Genomic DNA, 17,055 nt, shown 5'->3' on the forward strand with positions numbered 1-17,055 from the left:
TTCGAGCAGCTTGTGGACCAGCGTACCGCGCCGCAGGGCATCGCGCCCGGCGCCGGGCGCGATGCCCTGCGGCGCGGTACGCTGGTCCACAAGCTGCTCGAACGCCTGCCGCAAGTTGCGGCGGACGAACGCGAGGAAGCGGGCTGGCAATGGCTGGCGCGCAATGCTGCCGATCTGCCGGAACCGTCGCGTCAGGCCATGCTGGAGAGCGCCATGGCGGTGCTCGGCCATCCCGAATGGACCGAACTGTTCGGCCCTGCCAGCCTGGCCGAAGTGCCGGTTGCGGCAGTGGTCGGCGGGCAGGTGGTGGCGGGCACGATCGACCGTCTGGTGGTGGAACCGGAGCGCGTGCGCCTGGTCGACTACAAGACCGCGCGCCGTCCGCCCGAGCGTCTGGAACAGGTGCCGCGCGGGGTGCTGCGCCAGATGGCGGCCTATGCCGCGGCGCTGGAAGTGGCCTTTCCGGGCCGCGCCGTGGAAGTGGCCTTGCTCTACACCACCGTGCCCCGCCTGATCGCGGTTCCCGCCGAAGTGCTGGCCGCCCACAAGCCGGACTTTTCCCCGGCCCAGTAAAGCTATGGCCGGGCAGGCGTTGCCTCAGGGCAATTCGTCCCTAGATTGCGTTCAACCGAGATACCCGAGGAGTTTCAATTCATGGCGACTATCGCTGTTACCGACGCCAGCTTCGAAGCGGACGTACTGAAGTCCGACAAGCCGGTGCTCGTCGATTTCTGGGCCGACTGGTGCGGTCCCTGCAAGATGATCGGCCCGGCCCTGGAAGAGATCAGCGAAGAGCTGTCCGAACAGGTGACCATCGCCAAGATGGACATCATGGCCAACACCGGCATCCCCGCCGAGATCGGCGTGAAGTCGATCCCGCTGATGGTCCTGTTCAAGGACGGCAAGCCGGTCGCCCAGAAGCTCGGCGCCGCGCCCAAGAGCGCGCTCAAGGGCTGGATCGAAGGCGAACTCTGAGGGTTCGCTTACGGTTTTAGAGCCGGAATTCAAAAACCCCTTTCGCCGTGAGGCGGAAGGGGTTTTTCGTTGCGCGGGGGCTTTTGCCGTGAACGCATGACAGCGTTGCAATTATCGACAATTCCCTCATATTTCCAAACCGTTCGCAGGCAGCGACAGGGAGGATCGGCGATGCAGTGGTACCGTGCGGTTCCGGTTTTCCTGTTGGCCGCTTCCGTCTGGTCGACACAGGCATGGTCGACTCAGGAGGTCGATGGCTCCCCGAAGGATATTGTCGTCGAAGGCCTGCGCGAGCAGAGGACGATGCAGGGCGGGGATTGGCTCGTCACGATTTCGCGCTCCTATCGCACCGGCAAGAGTATCGACCTGGGCGACACGGCCGTCGCTTTGGGCAAGGACCGCACCTGGCACTTCTGCCTTGCCGATACGCAAGTCGAGGATTTCGTTCGCCTGCTCGTCGGCGAGGGCCGTTCGCAGGCTGCGGGAACAACCCTCTGTCGTCCGCTGAAAATCCGCTTTGGCGACGGGCAACTGCGGGCGACGCAGACCTGTCAGGGCGGCTATGCGAATTCCCGGGATGAGGCGACGGGCAGGGTGGGCACCTTCCCGACGCAGCTTCGGATGCAGGTTACCGGGAGTTATGGCGGCTCGGCGTTGAAGCTCGATTTTCAGAACCACAGGGAACCGCTGGGTTACATGCCTGTTCCGCCAGCAAACGGTCAGCCAAGGACTCCGCCGGATATCATGCGGTGGTCCGTCAAGGGCGAGCGGATGGGCGCGTGTGCGCCCGGCAAGGCGCCATAGGTCCGCAAGCCGCTATCCCGGCGTTCACCCTCGAGGTACAGATTTTTCGGGGTAGCAAAGGCGCCGAGCCGAACTTAGCCCAGCGGATATGAACATGCCGGTGAACGATATTCTCTGGGGGCTTACCGAAAAGGAGAAGCAGACCCTTCGCCTGATCGTGCGCGGTCATGATGCGAAGTCGGCGGCGCGCAGTCTGGGCCTTTCCGTTCATACGATCAACGAGCGCCTGCGCGAAGCGCGGCGCAAGATGGCGGTGTCGAGCAGCCGGGAGGCCGCCCGCCTTCTGCTCGACGCGGAAGGCGAAGGCGTTCCGGCTCATCCCCCTATTTTTCTGGAGGACACGGTAATCGGGGAAGACGCGGCCCCGCCGAAGATGGATCAGCCGGGTGCGCCGTTTGGCGGCGCGGGGCGCACACATCGCCGCCCCTGGATCATCACCGGAGTATTGCTCATGTCGATTGCTCTAGGCCTTCTGGCGCTGGCCACCCTGTCTCAGGTGTCGACGACGCCGCCTCCCGTGCCGGCTACTTCGGCCGCGCCGGAAAGTTCGGAAGTGGTGCAGACGGCTCGCCAATGGCTGACCTTTATCGATCAAGGGCGCTGGGAGGAGAGTTACAAGGGCACCGGCTCGGCATTCCAGAAGCTGAATACCGGGCAAGTATGGGCCGAGACCAACGAGAAAGTGCGGGTGCCGTTGGGGGCGGTCCTTTCCCGGACGTTTCTTCGTCAGGAAAACCTTCCCGCACCGCCGCACGGTTATGAGGTGGTCAAATTTCGCACAAGCTTCGCCAACAAGGCGGACGCGATAGAGACGGTTTCGCTCTCGCACCAGAACGGCGGCTGGCGGGTCGAGGGCGTTACGATCGAATGATGTGCGTCGTCCCGGACTTGATCCGGGACCGCTGGCCGTGAACAGCCCACCGCTCGGCAAGGCGCCCTGACGCGCTCTCGCGCCTAAAGCTTCGCCAGCGGTCCCGGATCAAGTCCGGGACGACGAGTTTGCTTAATCCCCCAGTGCGGACAGGCGCGTCGCCAGGTCTTCGAACAGCGCGGGCGAGGCAGCGCCGATCAGGCCGGTGCGGCCAATCTCGTCCACCCGGTAGGCGCTGCCGTCGGGGCGGGCGCATTTGCCGCCCGCTTCGTTGAGGAACAGAGCGCCCGCCGCGTGGTCCCAGGGGAGGGTGCGTTCGAACACCGCCACGTCGTTCTGGCCGAGCGCGAGGCGGGGGTATTGCTCGGCGGCGCAGCGGGGGATGTCGACCATTCGGTAATGCGGGGCGACTTCGGCGCGCAGGCGCTCGCGGCGCGATTCCTCGGTGAAGATCAGCGAGATCGCGGCGACGGGTGGCTGTTCTCCGGTGGCGCGGGCGGTGAGGCGCTCGTCGTTCACCCAGGCGCCGCCGTTCGCGGAAGCACGGCAGAAGCGGCCGGTCAGGCAGTCGAGGATCCAGCCGCCCAGCGTTTCGCCCTTGTCGGCCAGCGCGATGAGCATGCCGAAGGGGGCCTTGCCCGAGGCGAAGTTGTTGGTGCCGTCGAGCGGGTCGACGATCCAGCACAGCCGGTCCTTGAGCTTCAGCAGTTCGCCTTCATCCGCGAAAGTCGCTTCCTCGCCCACCACCGAGGCGTCGGGCAGCAGGGCGGTGAGGCGTTCGGTGAGGATAGCCTCGCTCTCCTGGTCGGCCACGGTGACGACGTCGTTCACCGCCTTGCTGACGATCTGCTCGCTCGACAGCGACTGGTAATGCGGCAGGATCACATCGCGAGAGACCTCGCGCATGATCGTTTCGACGGCGGCGTTGAGCGTGGGCGTGATCATGCGGGAGGCCTTTTGCGGGAATCAGGTGAGCGGAATCATGACCTGCTGGGCATAGCCCTTGCGCTCACGGATGCGGGCGTACCATTCGGCAAGGGCGGGGAACTCCGGTCGCTCCAGCCCGAACTGGTCGAGCGGCAGGCTGAACCATGTATAGGCGTAGACGCCCATGGGGATGTCGCCGATGCCGAACTCGCCGCCGGAGAGCCAGGGCTTTTCCGACAAGTAGCGTTCCAGCACGGCGAGGTGGGCGGCGCAGGCCTTCACGTCGCGTGCGATGGCGGGCATGTCCCATTGTTCGCGCGGGGTACGGGCCATGGCCAGGAAGGGCAGGCGCTGGGCGTCGGCATAAGTGATCTGCCAGTCCATCCAGCGGTCTGCCAGGGCGCGGTCGATGGGGTCGCGCTGGAACCAGCGCTCGCCGCCGTATTCGGCCGCCATGTAGCGCAGGATCGCGTTCGATTCCCAGAGCGAGAGCTTGCCGTCCTCGATCATCGGCACCAGCCGGTTCGGGTTCTTCGCGAGGTACTCCTCGGTATAGCCGAACTGGCCGCCGATATCGTGGCGGACGTAGTTCAGCCCCAGTTCCTCGGCGAACCATGCGACTTTCTTGACGTTGTGGGAGTTGAGGCGACCCCAGATCGTGAACTGCGGACCGGCCATCGTCAGCTCCGGTAATCGGCGTTGATCGAGATGTAGCCGTGCGTCAGGTCGCAGGTCCACACCGTCGCGGCGCCTTCGCCAAGCCCCAGGTCGACCTCGATGGTGACGTCACGGCCCTTGAGGTGGGCGGCGACGGGGGCTTCGTCATAGTCGGCCAGCGGCAGGCCTTCGCGCGCGGCCCAGGTGCCGCCGAAACCGATGGAGAGCTTGTCGCGGTCCGCCGGTTCGCCTGCCTTGCCCACGGCCATGACCACGCGGCCCCAGTTGGCGTCCTCGCCAGCGATGGCGGTCTTCACCAGCGGCGAGTTGGCGATGGCCATGCCGACCTTCCGCGCGCTTTCGTCCGAGACGGCGCCGGAGACGGCCACTTCGATGAACTTCTGCGCGCCTTCGCCGTCGCGCACGACGAGGTGCGCAAGCTGGCGGCAGACGTCATGGATCGCGGCGGCAAAGGCATGGGCGCCGGGCGAGGCGATCGAAGAGATCGGCGCGTTGCCGGCCTTGCCGGTGGCGAAGGCGAGCACGGTGTCGCTCGTCGAGGTGTCCGAATCGACGGTGATGCAGGAAAACGTGCGGAAGTTCGCGGCGGAGAGGCACTCCTGGAGGAAGGCAGGCTCCACGGCCGCGTCGGTAAAGATGTAGCCGAGCATCGTCGCCATGTCCGGCGCGATCATGCCCGAGCCCTTGATGACGGCGGCGAGCGTGACCTTGGTGTCGCCGATCATCGCCGTGGCCGTCGCGCCCTTGGCGAAAGTGTCGGTGGTGGCGATGGTATTGGCCACCTCTTCCCACGAACATGGCTCTGCGGTGAGCGCCTTCTCCACGCCCTCGCGCGCCTTGTCCTTGGGCAGGGGCACGCCGATCACGCCGGTGGAGGATACGAAGACCTGTTCGCGCGGGCATCCTATGTGCGCGGCGACCTGGTCCATGATCTGCTCCACAGCCTCACGCCCGCGATAGCCGGTGAAGGCGTTGGAATTGCCCGCGTTGACGACGAGTGCGCGGGCGTGGCCTTGCTTCACGTTGTCCCGGCCGAGTTCCACTTCGCTGGAGCAGCACAGGTTCTTGGTGAACACGCCTGCGACGGCGGTGCCTTCGTCCAACTCCACATAAGTCAGGTCGCATCGGCCCCAGTCCTTGTACCCGGCGCGCACGACGTGCGGCGTGACGCCGGCGATCGGCGGCATGGCGGGGAAGGGCGAGGCGAGCGGGGAGGTGGGATAGGCCATGGCCGGTGCGTAGCGCGTGGGTGTGACAGGTCAAGCATCCCTGGGCGGTTTACGGAGGGAGATCGACGGGGCAGACTGCCTGGCATGATTTCCGTCCTGCTGATCGCGGCGCTGGCCGCTTCGTCTCCCCAGGGATTGCCGACGCCCGAAGGGAACCCGATCAAAACCCAGGCAATCAAGGCCGAGGCGATCAATCGGGGAGAATGGGCCTATTCGACCGATTTGCCGGTTTCCCTGAGGAACGAGCCGATCGTCAAGGTCGATTTCCGGCTGAAGATCGACACGCGGGGGCGCGTGTCCGAATGTCAGGTGACGCGAAGCAGCGGTTTCACCGATGCCGACGAGGCAGTTTGCGGCGCCGTGACGCGGCGCGCCCGCTTTCGCCCCGCGCGCGACGCCAAAGGCGCTGCCATCCCGAGCGAGTATTCTGGCTTTGTCACCTTTACGGCCTAGGGTGTGTGGGGATTCAGCCCATGCGGGCCGCGCTTCCGGTGCTCACGTACTCGAAGTACGCTGCGCTCCGGGTCGCGGAAGTCCACCATTCTCGGCTCCGCCTGAACTGAATCCCCACACACCCTAGGGCAGGTACTCGGGACGAAACTTGCGGCCCTTGCGATGGGTTGTGGACTATTCATCCTTCGCCGCTTATCTGATCCGCCATGGCAAACCGCCTGCTCCTAACCCTGCTGGCCCTGCTTACGGGTCTTGCCGCGCAGATCGGCCCTGCCGAAGCGCGCGCTTCGCAGGTGGCCAGCTTGCAGGTGGTGCTGACCGAAGCTGCCGTCGCCGCCAAGGCGCCGCGTGCCCCGGAGGCCCTTGCCCAGCTTCCCGAACCCGGATTGCGCAATACCCGCCGTCACGCGCCGCCTCTGGCGGTAGCGCCGGTTTCGCGCATGGTTCCTGCGGTTCTCACCGGGATAGACCGCGCGCGCGAGTAAGCGCGCCGCGCCATTCGCAGATTCGCGAAACCTTTCCCGTGCCTGCGCGTATCGCAGGCGCGCTCATCCGATATACGCATTCACGAAAAACAGGGATCTCCGCCATGTTCGGCGCCATCGCCAAGTCCATTTTCGGCTCGTCCAACGAGCGTTACGTCAAGTCGCTCGACAAGATCGTCGCCCAGATCAACGCTTTCGAACCCGCTTTCGAGGCCATGAGCGACGAGGAACTGGCCGGGCAGACCGCCAAGTTCCGCGAAATGCTGGCGAACGGCAGCACGCTCGACCAGATCATGCCCGAGGCGTTTGCCACCGTGCGCGAAGCCTCGAAGCGCGTGTTCGGCATGCGCCATTTCGACGTGCAGATGATCGGCGGCATGGTACTCCATCGCGGCGAAATCGCGGAAATGCGCACCGGCGAGGGCAAGACCCTGGTGGCCACCACCGCCACCTACCTCAACGCGCTTGAGGGCAAGGGCGTCCACATCGTCACCGTCAACGACTATCTGGCCCGCCGCGACGCCGAGCAGATGGGCAAGCTGCACAACTTCCTCGGCCTGACCATCGGCGTGATCGTGCCGAACCTCAACGAGTACGAACGCCGCGAGGCCTATGGCGCCGACATCACTTACGGCACCAACAACGAATTCGGCTTCGACTACCTGCGCGACAACATGAAGCACGAGCGCAGCCAGATGGTGCAGCGCCCCTTCAACTTCGCGATCGTCGACGAAGTGGACTCGATCCTCATCGACGAGGCGCGCACCCCGCTCATCATCTCGGGTCCGACTGACGACAAGTCGGAACTCTACATGCAGGTCGACGCGGTCGTTAAGCAGTTCGTCCCCGAAGACTACGAGATGGACGAGAAGACCAAGAACATCAGCCTGACCGAGGACGGCGTCGAGAAGGCCGAGCGTATGCTCGAAGCCGCCGGGCTGCTGGTCGGCTCCAATCTCTACGACGTCGAGAACACCCAGGTGGTCCACCACCTCGACCAGGCGCTCAAGGGCGTGGTCATGTTCAAGCGCGACATCGACTACATCGTCAAAGACGGCAAGGTCGTCATCATCGACGAGTTCACCGGGCGCATGATGGACGGCCGCCGCTGGTCGAACGGCCTGCACCAGGCGGTCGAGGCCAAGGAAGGAGTCCGCATCGAGCCGGAGAACCAGACGCTCGCCTCGATTACCTTCCAGAACTACTTCCGCATGTATCCCAAGCTGTCGGGCATGACGGGCACGGCGGCCACCGAGGCGGCCGAATTCTACGACATCTACAAGATGAACGTAGTCACCATCCCCACCAACGTGCCGGTGCAGCGCGTGGACGAGGAAGACGAGTTCTACAAGAACACCCACGACAAGTTCGGCGCCATCGCCAAGCTCATCCGCGAGCGTTACGAAACCGGCCAGCCGGTGCTCGTCGGCACCGTGTCGATCGAGAAGTCGGAACTGCTGTCGGACTTCCTCAACAAGGAAGGCGTCAAGCACTCGGTGCTGAACGCGCGTTTCCACGAGATGGAAGCGCACATCGTCGCGCAGGCGGGCAGCCTTGGGGCCGTGACGATCGCCACCAACATGGCCGGTCGCGGCACCGACATCCAGCTGGGCGGCAACGTCGAGTTCCGCGTCGAGGACGAGCTGCGCGACATGCCCGAGGGGCCGGAGCGCAACGAGGCCATCGCCCGCATCAAGATGGAAGTCGCCGAGCAGAAGCGCCTCGTGCTCGAAGCCGGCGGCCTCTGCGTGATCGGCACCGAGCGCCACGAAAGCCGCCGCATCGACAACCAGCTGCGCGGCCGTTCGGGCCGTCAGGGCGATCCGGGCCTTTCGAAGTTCTACCTCTGCCTGGAGGACGACCTCCTGCGCATCTTCGGCCCGGACACGCTCTTCGCCAAGATGATGAACAGCAATCTGGCCGATGGCGAGGCGATCGGTTCGAAGTGGCTGTCCAAGGCCATCGAGACCGCGCAGAAGAAGGTCGAGGCGCGCAACTACGAAGTCCGCAAGCAGGTCGTCGAATACGATGACGTGATGAATGACCAGCGCAAGGTCATCTACGAGCAGCGTGCCGACATCATGGATTCGGAAACGGTCGACGAAGTCGTGGTCGACATGCGCAACGACACCGTCAATGCGATCGTTGCCGATGCCTGCCCGGCCGGTTCCTATCCCGAACACTGGAATATCGAAGGCCTCAAGGACAGGGCGCTCGACATCCTCGGCATCGATGTGCCGCTGGAAGCGTGGATCGAGGAGAACGGGGTCGATCCCGAGCTCGTCGAGGAACGCATCGCCGCCATGGCCACCGAGCACATGAACGCGAAGATGGCGCAGGACGATCCGGCGATCTGGCGCCAGGTGGAAAAGTCGATCCTGCTCGACCGCCTCGATCACTACTGGAAGGAGCACCTTTCCACCCTCGACGCGCTGCGTCAGGTGGTGTTCCTGCGCGCCTACGCCCAGAAGACGCCGATCAACGAATACAAGACCGAGGCGTTCAGCCTGTTCGAGCGCCTGCTCGACCAGATCCGCGAAGACGTGACGCGCATCCTCTCGGTCAGCGAACTGCGCATGCCCGAGCCGTCGGGACTGCCCGAACTGCCGGACTTCCTGACCGGACACATCGATCCGCTGACCGGCCTCGACAATTCGAACGACGGGGACGGTTCGTCCTTCATGCCCGAACTGTTCGGCACGCTGGCGGGCAGCCCGCAGGCCGGTGTCGGCACGGGCGCCTCGGGCGAGAATCCCTATGCGGACCTGCCGATCAGCCGCAACGCGCCTTGCCCTTGCGGTTCGGGCCAGAAGTACAAGCACTGCCACGGCGCCCTGGCGTAACGGGGCACTGACCCCATCGTCGTCCCGGACTTGATCCGGGACCGCTGGCAAAGCCACGCGCGCTTTCGGGACAACCGGAAGCGCGCGTTTTGCTTTTTTTTTAGGGTAGTGCCTCGCGCTTAAGGTTGCGCCTAAAGTATTGCCAGCGGTCCCGGATCAGGTCCGGGACGACGGCAAGCTCATTCGCCGCCGACGCGCGCCAGCTTGGCGAACATCGCCACCGACATCGGCTGGGCGCGCAGGAAGCCCTGGAAATAGGCGCAGCCTTCGCGCGCGGCGACGTCCCGCTGTTCTTCCTCCTCGATCCCCTCGGCGATGACCTCAAGGTCCAGCGCCCGCGCCATGGCGACGATGGCGCGCAGCACCGCTACGTCGCGGCGGTCGGTGGCGACGCCTTCGATCATGGTGCGGTCCAGCTTGAGGTAGTGGATCGGCAGGACTTTGAGATAGCGGAAGTTGCAGAACCCCGCGCCGAAATCGTCCAGGGCGATGCGGATGCCCTGCGAGGAGAACTCCGCCATCATCTGTGCGGTCTGCGTGATGTCGCTGATCAGCGATTGCTCGGTGATCTCCAGCGTCAGGCGGCGCGGCGGAAAGCCGCTTTCACGCACGAGGTCCAGCATCTGGCGTACGTAAGTGCCGAAAGCGAGGTCGGCGGGCGTGACGTTGATCGAAAGGCGCAAGTCCCCCGGCCATTGCCCCGCCGCCGCCATCGCCTTGGCGGCGATGTGGCGGGACAGGGGGCCGATATGATCGGCGCGCTCGGCAATGGCGAAGAGGGCGCCCGCGCCGATACGGCCGAGCACGGGGTGGTTCCAGCGGGCAAGCGCTTCCGCGCCGGTAAGCGAATCGTCAGCAAGGCTGAACTGCGGCTGGAACAGGATCTCGATCTCGTCCCGATCGATCGCGCTGAGCAGGTCGGCTTCCAGCTGCGCGGCCGAGCGTCCCGGCACCGTGACTTCGCCATCGGCCCAGCCGAGCCGCGTGGCGGACTGGTCCTGAAGGCCTGTCAGCGCATGGCCGAGCCGGTCCAGCATCGAATCGACGCTTTCGCCGGTGAGCGCTCGAATCAGCGCAATGCGCGGAGAAAGGCGCAGCACGCCGGTGGGCAGGGCGATCGGGCGGGCAATGGCGTCGGCCAGCTGGTCGGCCACGAGATGCCAGCGTTCCCGGCTGCATGCCTCGTTGGCGGCCAACACGAAGGAGCCACCGCCCGCACGCGCGACCAGCCAGGGGCCGTCGAGTTCCTCGCCCGCGAAATGGGCGATGCGGCCTGCTACTTCCTCCAAAGCGCCGTCACCGGCCTCGGCGCCATAGGCCATGTTGATCGTGTCGAGCCGCCGCAGGGACACGAGCATGGCGTGGACATGGGCGTGCTGCGGTGCGCTTTCGGCATCGGCGCGCCATCCGGCGATGCGTTCGCGCACGGCCTCCAGGCCGGGAATCCCGGTCAGTCTGTCTTCCAGCCGGCGGGCATGGCCCCGCGGCGGACCTTTGCGTCGTTCGCCCATCGCCGCTGCTATAGCCAAAGGCCTTGCCAAACGATGCAAAATTCGAAAGGTCGCGGAGATGAAAAGGGCTTCAAAATGAGACGCGGCCTCAAGAAATCTTCCCTTTCGCGCTCCAATCCGGAGCGCGCGCCTCTTCACGTCGGGAATTGCAATGGCTGACGAACCCAAGCTGGGCCTCATCGTTTCGGACAGCGCCAAGGCGCAGGACGGAGCGGAGGAGCTGCGGCGCGCCCATGACTGGGTCGATCTGGTCGAGGCCGACGTGCTCGTGGTCGTCGGCGGGGACGGCTTCCTGCTGCATGTCCTGCATGAGATGCTGGACCGGGACTGGATCAAACCGGTCTACGGCATGAACCTGGGCACCGTGGGCTTCCTGATGAACGGCCCGCATGACGGCGTTCCGATCGCCGAGCGTATCGCAGAGGCCCATCCGGTGCCGGTGCGACCGCTTCAGATGCATGCCACCAGCCATGACGGCCGCAGCTTCGTCTACTACGCGATCAACGAAGTCTCGCTGCTGCGCGAAACCCGCCAGACGGCCAAGCTGGAAGTGACGATCAACGGCAAGGTGCGGATGGAGGAGCTTGTCGGGGACGGCGTACTGGTGGCCACTCCGGTAGGGTCCACCGCCTACAACCTGTCCGCCAACGGCCCGATCCTTCCCCTCGGTTCGCGTATGCTGGCGCTGACCCCGCTGAGCCCGTTCCGTCCGCGCCGCTGGAAGGGCGCGATCCTGCCGGAAAGCGCGGAGGTCGAATTTCGCATTCGCGAGCCCGGCAAGCGCCCCGTGGCTGCGGTGGCCGACCAGAAGGAAGTGCGCGATGTGAAAACCGTGCGCATCGTCGCCAATGCTGAGAAGGAGCTGACCCTGCTGTTCGATCCGGGCTTCACGCTGGAGGAGCGCATCTTCGCCGAGCAGTTCCAGGTCTGAGGAAATGCCCTGAAGTGGCGGTTTGCTCTGTGGAAAAGTTTTCTCGACATTTTCATGACTGAGTGCTTGCCAACCCCGATAACCCCTTTTATAGGCGCACTCCTGCCCGGCGGTGGTAACACTGACAGGCTGCTCCCCGATAGCTCAGCGGTAGAGCATTCGACTGTTAATCGAATGGCCGTAGGTTCGAATCCTACTCGGGGAGCCACTTTCTACCTTCCGGAAACCGGAAGCGGGAAAGGCGCTCTGCAAATGATGCAGATGCGGCGGACGGCTCCGCAAGTATCAAAATGTTTCTCGTCCAGACAGAACATTGACGAACGCCTCATCCGGTGAGAGCGCTCTTTCAGGACGCCCCGGCATATCGCGCAGAACAATCGGGCATCCCGCGAGAGGAAACGTGACCCGAATCAGTATTCCGCGTCTGGCAGTCCTGGCTGCGGTCGTTTTCCTCGCACTTTGCGTGGCGCAACTGATCGGCAGCCTGCTGTTCTATCAATCCATCGACCGGCAGACGATTCGCGCGGATCATGCGCGGCGGATTGCCGAGCTGATCGTGGTCAGCGATCGTATCCACGCGCTCCAGCCCAATCTCGCCGCGCCGATCATGACGACGGGGCATCTCAAGGCGGAGTTCTCGCCAGAGCCGGCGGTGCGGGGGATGGCGGATTCCGAATCGCTGCGCCGAATCGCGGGGCAGGTAATCGAATGGGAGCCGTCGCTGGCCAACCGTCCGCTCAACCTGACCATGGCGGACGCCACCGGGGGCAAAAGCGATCTTGTCGGGTCCGTCCGCCTTGCCGACGGCAAGTGGCTTAATTTCCGTTCGCGCGACATTACCTCCATGTGGCCGATCGCCTTGCGTGCCAGCGTGCTGATGCTGTGCACGGCGCTGGCCTGCATTGCGATCGGGCTTATCCTGCTGCGTCTGCTGACGAACCCGCTGCGCCGCCTGACGCGGGCGGCCGATGCGATCGGCCATGGCCAACAGGTGGAGATTCGCGAGAGCGGCCCCGAAGACTTGCGCAATCTCGCCCATTCGATGAACGTCATGCAGGAACGCATCGCGCGGTTGCTGGAAGATCAGGCGCGGTCCTTCGAGGCGATCAGTCATGACTTGCGCACGCCGCTCTCGCGCCAGCAGATTGCCGCCGACCTCATCGACGATCCGGAGATTTCCGAGATCGTGCAGGGCAGTATCGACGAGATGGAGGGCCTGCTGGCGTCCCTGCAAGGCTATCTGCGTGCCCAGCACCTTTCGTCTGAGGCAGAGCCTGTGGATCTGGGTGAACTCGTGGCCGCGGTAATCGCGCCTTACGAAGGGCGCGCGCGGCTGACACAGGCGGGCAAGGCCGTGGTCGAGAGTTTCCCCGAGCCGCTGGCGCTGGCCACGAGTGCGCTGGTGGAAAACGCGATCCGCTTCGGCGGCCGCGCGGAAGTCGCGGTTCGCCGCGAGGGGGCGGACTGGATTATCGAGGTCGAGGATACCGGGCCGGGGATTCCGCCGAGCCACTTCGAGGACGTGTTGACGCCGTTCTTCCGGCTGGACGAGGCAAGAACGCGGGATACGCCCGGATTCGGTCTCGGCATTCCCACCGCGCATCGGCTGATGATGCGCTTCGGCGGAGAGCTTTCCTTCGCGACCTCGCCCTGCGGCGGGTTGATTGCGCGGATCAAGGTGCCGGTGATGTAGGTTTGGTTGGGGGCAAAAGGCGGCGCCGACCACATACGTCATCCTGAACTCGTTTCAGGATCCATCTCGCCGATCAACCGGACGCTGATGGTCAAAAATGGGTCCTGAAACAAGTTCAGGATGACGGTGGTTTTTTGGCGAGGTGTCAGCCCTTGCGCGCTACGGCTGCCAGCCCCTTCGTCAGCTGCAGGAGCCCATTCAACCGGCTCTTCGGATCGCCCCAGGCGCGCGCGAGCACCAGCTTGTTGTCGGGCCGCAGCTTGACCGTGCCGTGGAGACGCTCGGCATAGGCGATGAGGCCGGCCGGGTTGGGGAAGCTGTCGTTGTGGAAGCTGACCAGCGTGCCGCGCGGACCGACGTCGACCTTGGCGATATGCGCCGCGATCGCCTGCCGCTTGATCTGGATGAGCTGGACGAGGTTCGCCGTGGCCGGAGGCAGGGGGCCGAAACGGTCGATCATCTCGGCCGAGAGCGATTCGATCTCGTCCTTGCTGTCGGCGTCGTTGAGGCGGCGATAGAGCGCCATGCGAACGGCCAGATCGGGGACGTAATCCTCCGGGATCATGATCGGCGCGTCGACGGTGATCTGCGGGCTGAGCCCCGATGTGTTCTTCTCAAGGCCGACGCCGCCCGCGCGGGCTTCAAGGATCGCGTCCTCCAGCATCGACTGATACAGTTCGAAGCCGACCTCGCGGATATGGCCGGACTGTTCGTCGCCCAGCAGGTTGCCCGCGCCGCGAATGTCGAGGTCGTGGCTGGCAAGCTGGAAGCCCGCGCCCAGCGAATCGAGGTCGCTCAAGACCTTGAGGCGCTTTTCGGCCACTTCGGACAGGGCTCGCCCGGCAGGCGTCGTCAGGTAGGCATAGGCGCGCAGTTTCGAGCGGCCTACGCGTCCACGCAGCTGATAGAGCTGGGCCAGGCCGAAGCGATCGGCGCGGTGGATGATAATGGTGTTGGCGCGCGGAATGTCGATGCCGCTTTCGACAATCGTGGTGGAAAGCAGTACCTCGTACTTGCCCTCGTAGAAGGCGCTCATGCGTTCTTCCACTTCGCCCGCGCTCATCTGGCCGTGGGCAGAGATGACCTTCACTTCGGGCACATGCTTGGCCAGCCATTCCTCGACTTCGGCCATGTCCGAGATGCGGGGCACGACGATGAAGCTCTGGCCGCCGCGATGGTGTTCGCGCAGCAGGGCCTCGCGCATCACCATCTCGTCCCATTCCATCACATAGGTGCGCACCGCAAGGCGGTCCACCGGCGGGGTCTGGATGGTCGAGAGTTCGCGCAGGCCCGACATCGCCATCTGAAGCGTGCGCGGGATCGGCGTGGCGGTGAGCGTCAGGACGTGGACGTCGGTGCGAAGCTGCTTGAGGCGCTCCTTGTGGTTGACGCCGAAGCGCTGCTCCTCGTCGACGATGACCAGGCCGAGCCGCTTGAAGTTGACGGACTTCGCTAGGATCGCGTGGGTTCCGCAGACGACGTCCATGGTGCCTGCGGTCAGGCCTTCGCGGGTGGTCCGGGCTTCCTTTTCCGGCACCAGTCGCGAAAGGCGGCCGACTTCCAGCGGGAATCCGTTGAAGCGTTCCGCGAAGCTCGAATAGTGTTGGCGCGCGAGCAGGGTGGTCGGCGCGACCACGGCGACCTGCTGGCCCGCCATGGCGGCGACGAAGGCCGCGCGCAGGGCGACTTCGGTCTTGCCGAAGCCGACGTCGCCGCAGACCAGGCGGTCCATCGGCTTGCCCTCGGCAAGGTCGCCCAGCACGTCGTCGATGGCGTGTTCCTGGTCCTCGGTTTCCTGCCAGGGGAAGCGATCGACGAACTGGTCGTAGGACGATTTTTCGGGCAGCAGCGCCGGCGCGACGCGCAGGGCGCGCTCGGCGGCGGTCTTCATCAGTTCGCCCGCGATCTCGCGGATGCGTTCCTTCAGCCTGGCGCGGCGCTTCTGCCAGGCTTCGCCGCCCAGTTTGTCGAGCGCGACGCCTTCCGCCTCGCTGCCGTAGCGCGAGAGGACGTCGAGGTTCTCGACGGGGATGTATAGCTTGTCGCCGCCCGCATAGGTCAGCATGACGCAATCGTGCGGGCTCTGGCCGACGGGGATCGACTGGAGGCCTTCGTAGCGCCCGATGCCGTGGTCCATGTGGACGATCAGGTCGCCCGGCGTCAGTGCCGCCAGTTCGGCTAGGAAGGCGTCGGAATCCTTCTTCTTTTTCTTCCGGCGGACCAGGCGGTCGCCCAGGATGTCCTGCTCGGTGACGACTTCGACGGACTCGTTGGTGAAGCCGGTTTCCAGCGGCAGCACCAGCGCGGCGGAGCGACCCTGAACGGCAAGGCCGAGCGCTTCCTGCCAGGTGTCGGCCAGCTTGGGTTCCGGCCCCTGAGCCTCGCCGAGGATCGAGACGAGACGCGCACGGCTGCCGGTGGAATAGGCGGCGAGGATCGCCTTGCGACCTGATTTCGCGACGGCGTGAAGATGCTTGGCGGCGGCTTCATAGGCATTGTCGCCGCGCGCGCGTTCGGGGGTGAAGTCGCGGGCGTTGCCGAAGCCGAAATCGATGACCGTCTTCGATTCGGGCTGCGCGAAGGGATCGGCGCGGTGGACCGGGAAAGCGGCAACGGCCTGCTCGAACTCGTCGCGTCCCAGATAGAGCGCGTCGGCGGCCAGCGGACGATAAGATCCCGCCTTCTGGCCCGAGGTTTCCAGGCGGGCCTTGTGATAGTCCGCGATGTCGGTGAAGCGCTCGTCCGTGGCGCCGAGCGCAGAGCTGTCGATCACCAGCAGGTCGTCGTCGGACAGGTGATCGAACAGGGTGACCAGCCTGTCCTCGAACAGCGGCAGCCAGTGCTCCATGCCCGCCAGGCGACGACCATCGCTGACCGCCTGGTAGAGCGGATCGGCCGTGGCGTTGGCGCCGAACATCTCGCGGTAGCGGCTGCGGAAGCGCTTGACGCTGTCGTCGTCGATCAGGGCTTCGCTGGCGGGGAGCAGCAGGTGCTCCGGCACTGAACCCGTGGTGCGCTGGGTGCCGGTATCGAACAGGCGCAGGGTTTCGAGTTCGTCCCCGAAGAAGTCGAGGCGCAGGCCGCCTTCCAGACCGGAGGGGACGATATCGAAGATCGAGCCGCGCACCGCGAACTCGCCCGCGTCGATCGCGGTATCGCTGCGCTGGTAGCCCTGACGGCGCAGCAATGCGATCAGGCTCTCGTGGCCGATCTCGGTATTGGGTTTCAGCAGGCGCACCGATTCGCGGATGCGGAACGGCGTGAGCACGCGCTGGAGCACGGCATTGGCGGTGGTGACCAGAAGCTGCGGGCCGCTGCGCTTGAGCTGGAGCCGGTGCAGGGCGGCAAGGCGGCGGGCGCTGACCGAAAGGGCCGGGCTGGCGCGGTCGTAGGGGAGGCAATCCCACGCCGGAAATTCGAGAACGTCCAGCTCCGGAGCGAAGAACTGCGCGGCCTCGGCCACGGCGCGCATTGCGCTTTCGTTGTCGGCGATGAAGACCGCACGGCCGGCCTTGGCGGCACTGGCTGCGGCGCGGGCGAGGTCCGCCATAACCAGCGGCTGGGCGCCGCGCGTTACCGAAGCGAGCGTGAGAGGCGAAGTCGCCGCGAGAATGCGTTGGAAATCGGTCATGCCGGCGTCAGGTCAGCCCCTGGT

The 17,055-nt window shown here is 65.2% G+C and carries 14 protein-coding genes and 1 tRNA gene; 10 read left to right on the forward strand and 5 right to left on the reverse strand.

The window, feature by feature from the left end:
• The 4 genes from ACI3K3_RS18830 to ACI3K3_RS18845 all read left to right on the forward strand — a co-directional run.
• The coding region (locus ACI3K3_RS18830) for a PD-(D/E)XK nuclease family protein (RefSeq protein WP_404916435.1) at nucleotides 1-573 on the forward strand (573 nt) is incomplete at its 5' end.
• A gap of 81 nt (nucleotides 574-654) precedes the next feature.
• Nucleotides 655-975: a thioredoxin gene (gene trxA / locus ACI3K3_RS18835; protein ID WP_086493615.1), complete on the forward strand. Its 321-nt coding sequence runs from the start codon at nucleotides 655-657 to the stop codon at nucleotides 973-975.
• 171 nt (nucleotides 976-1,146) lie between these two features.
• Nucleotides 1,147-1,779: a hypothetical protein gene (locus ACI3K3_RS18840; RefSeq protein ID WP_404916437.1), complete on the forward strand. Its 633-nt coding sequence runs from the start codon at nucleotides 1,147-1,149 to the stop codon at nucleotides 1,777-1,779.
• Between the two features lie 88 nt (nucleotides 1,780-1,867).
• Nucleotides 1,868-2,650, forward strand: coding sequence for a DUF4019 domain-containing protein (locus ACI3K3_RS18845; RefSeq protein WP_404916439.1), 783 nt, complete (start codon nucleotides 1,868-1,870; stop codon nucleotides 2,648-2,650).
• A 132-nt stretch (nucleotides 2,651-2,782) separates the two neighbouring features.
• Here the strand turns inward: ACI3K3_RS18845 and ACI3K3_RS18850 are convergent, their stop codons facing one another.
• From ACI3K3_RS18850 to argJ, 3 genes are read right to left on the reverse strand one after another with little or no spacing between them, the layout of a single operon-like run.
• On the reverse strand, nucleotides 2,783-3,595 hold the full coding sequence (locus ACI3K3_RS18850) for an inositol monophosphatase family protein (protein WP_404916441.1): 813 nt from the start codon (nucleotides 3,593-3,595) through the stop codon (nucleotides 2,783-2,785).
• Between the two features lie 21 nt (nucleotides 3,596-3,616).
• Complete coding sequence (locus ACI3K3_RS18855) at nucleotides 3,617-4,255, reverse strand: glutathione S-transferase family protein (RefSeq protein ID WP_404916443.1); 639 nt, start codon at nucleotides 4,253-4,255, stop codon at nucleotides 3,617-3,619.
• Nucleotides 4,256-4,257: 2 nt separating this feature from the next.
• A complete protein-coding gene (gene argJ, locus ACI3K3_RS18860) occupies nucleotides 4,258-5,484 on the reverse strand; it encodes a bifunctional glutamate N-acetyltransferase/amino-acid acetyltransferase ArgJ (protein ID WP_404916445.1) in 1,227 nt (408 codons plus the stop codon).
• 84 nt (nucleotides 5,485-5,568) lie between these two features.
• Here argJ and ACI3K3_RS18865 point away from each other — a divergent pair, with 84 nt between their 5' ends.
• The 3 genes from ACI3K3_RS18865 (at nucleotide 5,569) to secA (ending at nucleotide 9,265) form a co-directional block, all read left to right on the forward strand.
• Nucleotides 5,569-5,937 (forward strand): energy transducer TonB, encoded by a 369-nt coding sequence (locus tag ACI3K3_RS18865; RefSeq protein WP_404916447.1) that lies wholly within the window; start codon nucleotides 5,569-5,571, stop codon nucleotides 5,935-5,937.
• A gap of 206 nt (nucleotides 5,938-6,143) precedes the next feature.
• A complete protein-coding gene (locus tag ACI3K3_RS18870; RefSeq protein WP_404916449.1) occupies nucleotides 6,144-6,422 on the forward strand; it encodes a hypothetical protein in 279 nt (92 codons plus the stop codon).
• A gap of 104 nt (nucleotides 6,423-6,526) precedes the next feature.
• Entirely contained in the window at nucleotides 6,527-9,265 is a 2,739-nt protein-coding gene (gene secA / locus ACI3K3_RS18875; RefSeq protein ID WP_404916451.1) for a preprotein translocase subunit SecA, read from the forward strand.
• 179 nt (nucleotides 9,266-9,444) lie between these two features.
• Here the strand turns inward: secA and ACI3K3_RS18880 are convergent, their stop codons facing one another.
• Nucleotides 9,445-10,794 (reverse strand): EAL domain-containing protein, encoded by a 1,350-nt coding sequence (locus tag ACI3K3_RS18880; protein ID WP_404916453.1) that lies wholly within the window; start codon nucleotides 10,792-10,794, stop codon nucleotides 9,445-9,447.
• A 133-nt stretch (nucleotides 10,795-10,927) separates the two neighbouring features.
• Here ACI3K3_RS18880 and ACI3K3_RS18885 point away from each other — a divergent pair, with 133 nt between their 5' ends.
• The 3 genes from ACI3K3_RS18885 to ACI3K3_RS18895 all read left to right on the forward strand — a co-directional run bounded on the left by ACI3K3_RS18885 (nucleotide 10,928) and on the right by ACI3K3_RS18895 (nucleotide 13,400).
• On the forward strand, nucleotides 10,928-11,707 hold the full coding sequence (locus ACI3K3_RS18885; RefSeq protein WP_404916455.1) for an NAD kinase: 780 nt from the start codon (nucleotides 10,928-10,930) through the stop codon (nucleotides 11,705-11,707).
• A 133-nt stretch (nucleotides 11,708-11,840) separates the two neighbouring features.
• Nucleotides 11,841-11,915, forward strand: a tRNA-Asn gene (locus ACI3K3_RS18890).
• 192 nt (nucleotides 11,916-12,107) lie between these two features.
• Nucleotides 12,108-13,400, forward strand: a complete 1,293-nt coding sequence (locus ACI3K3_RS18895; protein WP_404916457.1) for an ATP-binding protein — start codon at nucleotides 12,108-12,110, stop codon at nucleotides 13,398-13,400.
• Between the two features lie 145 nt (nucleotides 13,401-13,545).
• On the opposite strand, the gene mfd is transcribed toward ACI3K3_RS18895, so the two are convergent.
• The gene (gene mfd / locus ACI3K3_RS18900; RefSeq protein WP_404916459.1) at nucleotides 13,546-17,031 is read right to left on the reverse strand and encodes a transcription-repair coupling factor; all 3,486 of its coding nucleotides are present in this window, start codon (nucleotides 17,029-17,031) and stop codon (nucleotides 13,546-13,548) included.
• Nucleotides 17,032-17,055 lie beyond the last annotated feature (24 nt).

Origin of the sequence: Novosphingobium sp. ZW T3_23 (assembly GCF_044987305.1) — a bacterium.
Classification (GTDB): Bacteria; Pseudomonadota; Alphaproteobacteria; order Sphingomonadales; family Sphingomonadaceae; genus Novosphingobium.

What these genes read in the sequence shown, in the direction of transcription:
- trxA (WP_086493615.1), top strand. Translation starts at nt 655, where the DNA reads ATGGCGACTATCGCTGTTACCGACGCCAGCTTCGAAGCGGACGTACTG.
- ACI3K3_RS18840 (WP_404916437.1), top strand. Translation starts at nt 1,147, where the DNA reads ATGCAGTGGTACCGTGCGGTTCCGGTTTTCCTGTTGGCCGCTTCCGTC.
- ACI3K3_RS18845 (WP_404916439.1), top strand. Translation starts at nt 1,868, where the DNA reads ATGAACATGCCGGTGAACGATATTCTCTGGGGGCTTACCGAAAAGGAG.
- ACI3K3_RS18850 (WP_404916441.1), bottom strand. Translation starts at nt 3,595, where the DNA reads ATGATCACGCCCACGCTCAACGCCGCCGTCGAAACGATCATGCGCGAG.
- ACI3K3_RS18855 (WP_404916443.1), bottom strand. Translation starts at nt 4,255, where the DNA reads ATGGCCGGTCCGCAGTTCACGATCTGGGGTCGCCTCAACTCCCACAAC.
- argJ (WP_404916445.1), bottom strand. Translation starts at nt 5,484, where the DNA reads ATGGCCTATCCCACCTCCCCGCTCGCCTCGCCCTTCCCCGCCATGCCG.
- ACI3K3_RS18865 (WP_404916447.1), top strand. Translation starts at nt 5,569, where the DNA reads ATGATTTCCGTCCTGCTGATCGCGGCGCTGGCCGCTTCGTCTCCCCAG.
- ACI3K3_RS18870 (WP_404916449.1), top strand. Translation starts at nt 6,144, where the DNA reads ATGGCAAACCGCCTGCTCCTAACCCTGCTGGCCCTGCTTACGGGTCTT.
- secA (WP_404916451.1), top strand. Translation starts at nt 6,527, where the DNA reads ATGTTCGGCGCCATCGCCAAGTCCATTTTCGGCTCGTCCAACGAGCGT.
- ACI3K3_RS18885 (WP_404916455.1), top strand. Translation starts at nt 10,928, where the DNA reads ATGGCTGACGAACCCAAGCTGGGCCTCATCGTTTCGGACAGCGCCAAG.
- mfd (WP_404916459.1), bottom strand. Translation starts at nt 17,031, where the DNA reads ATGACCGATTTCCAACGCATTCTCGCGGCGACTTCGCCTCTCACGCTC.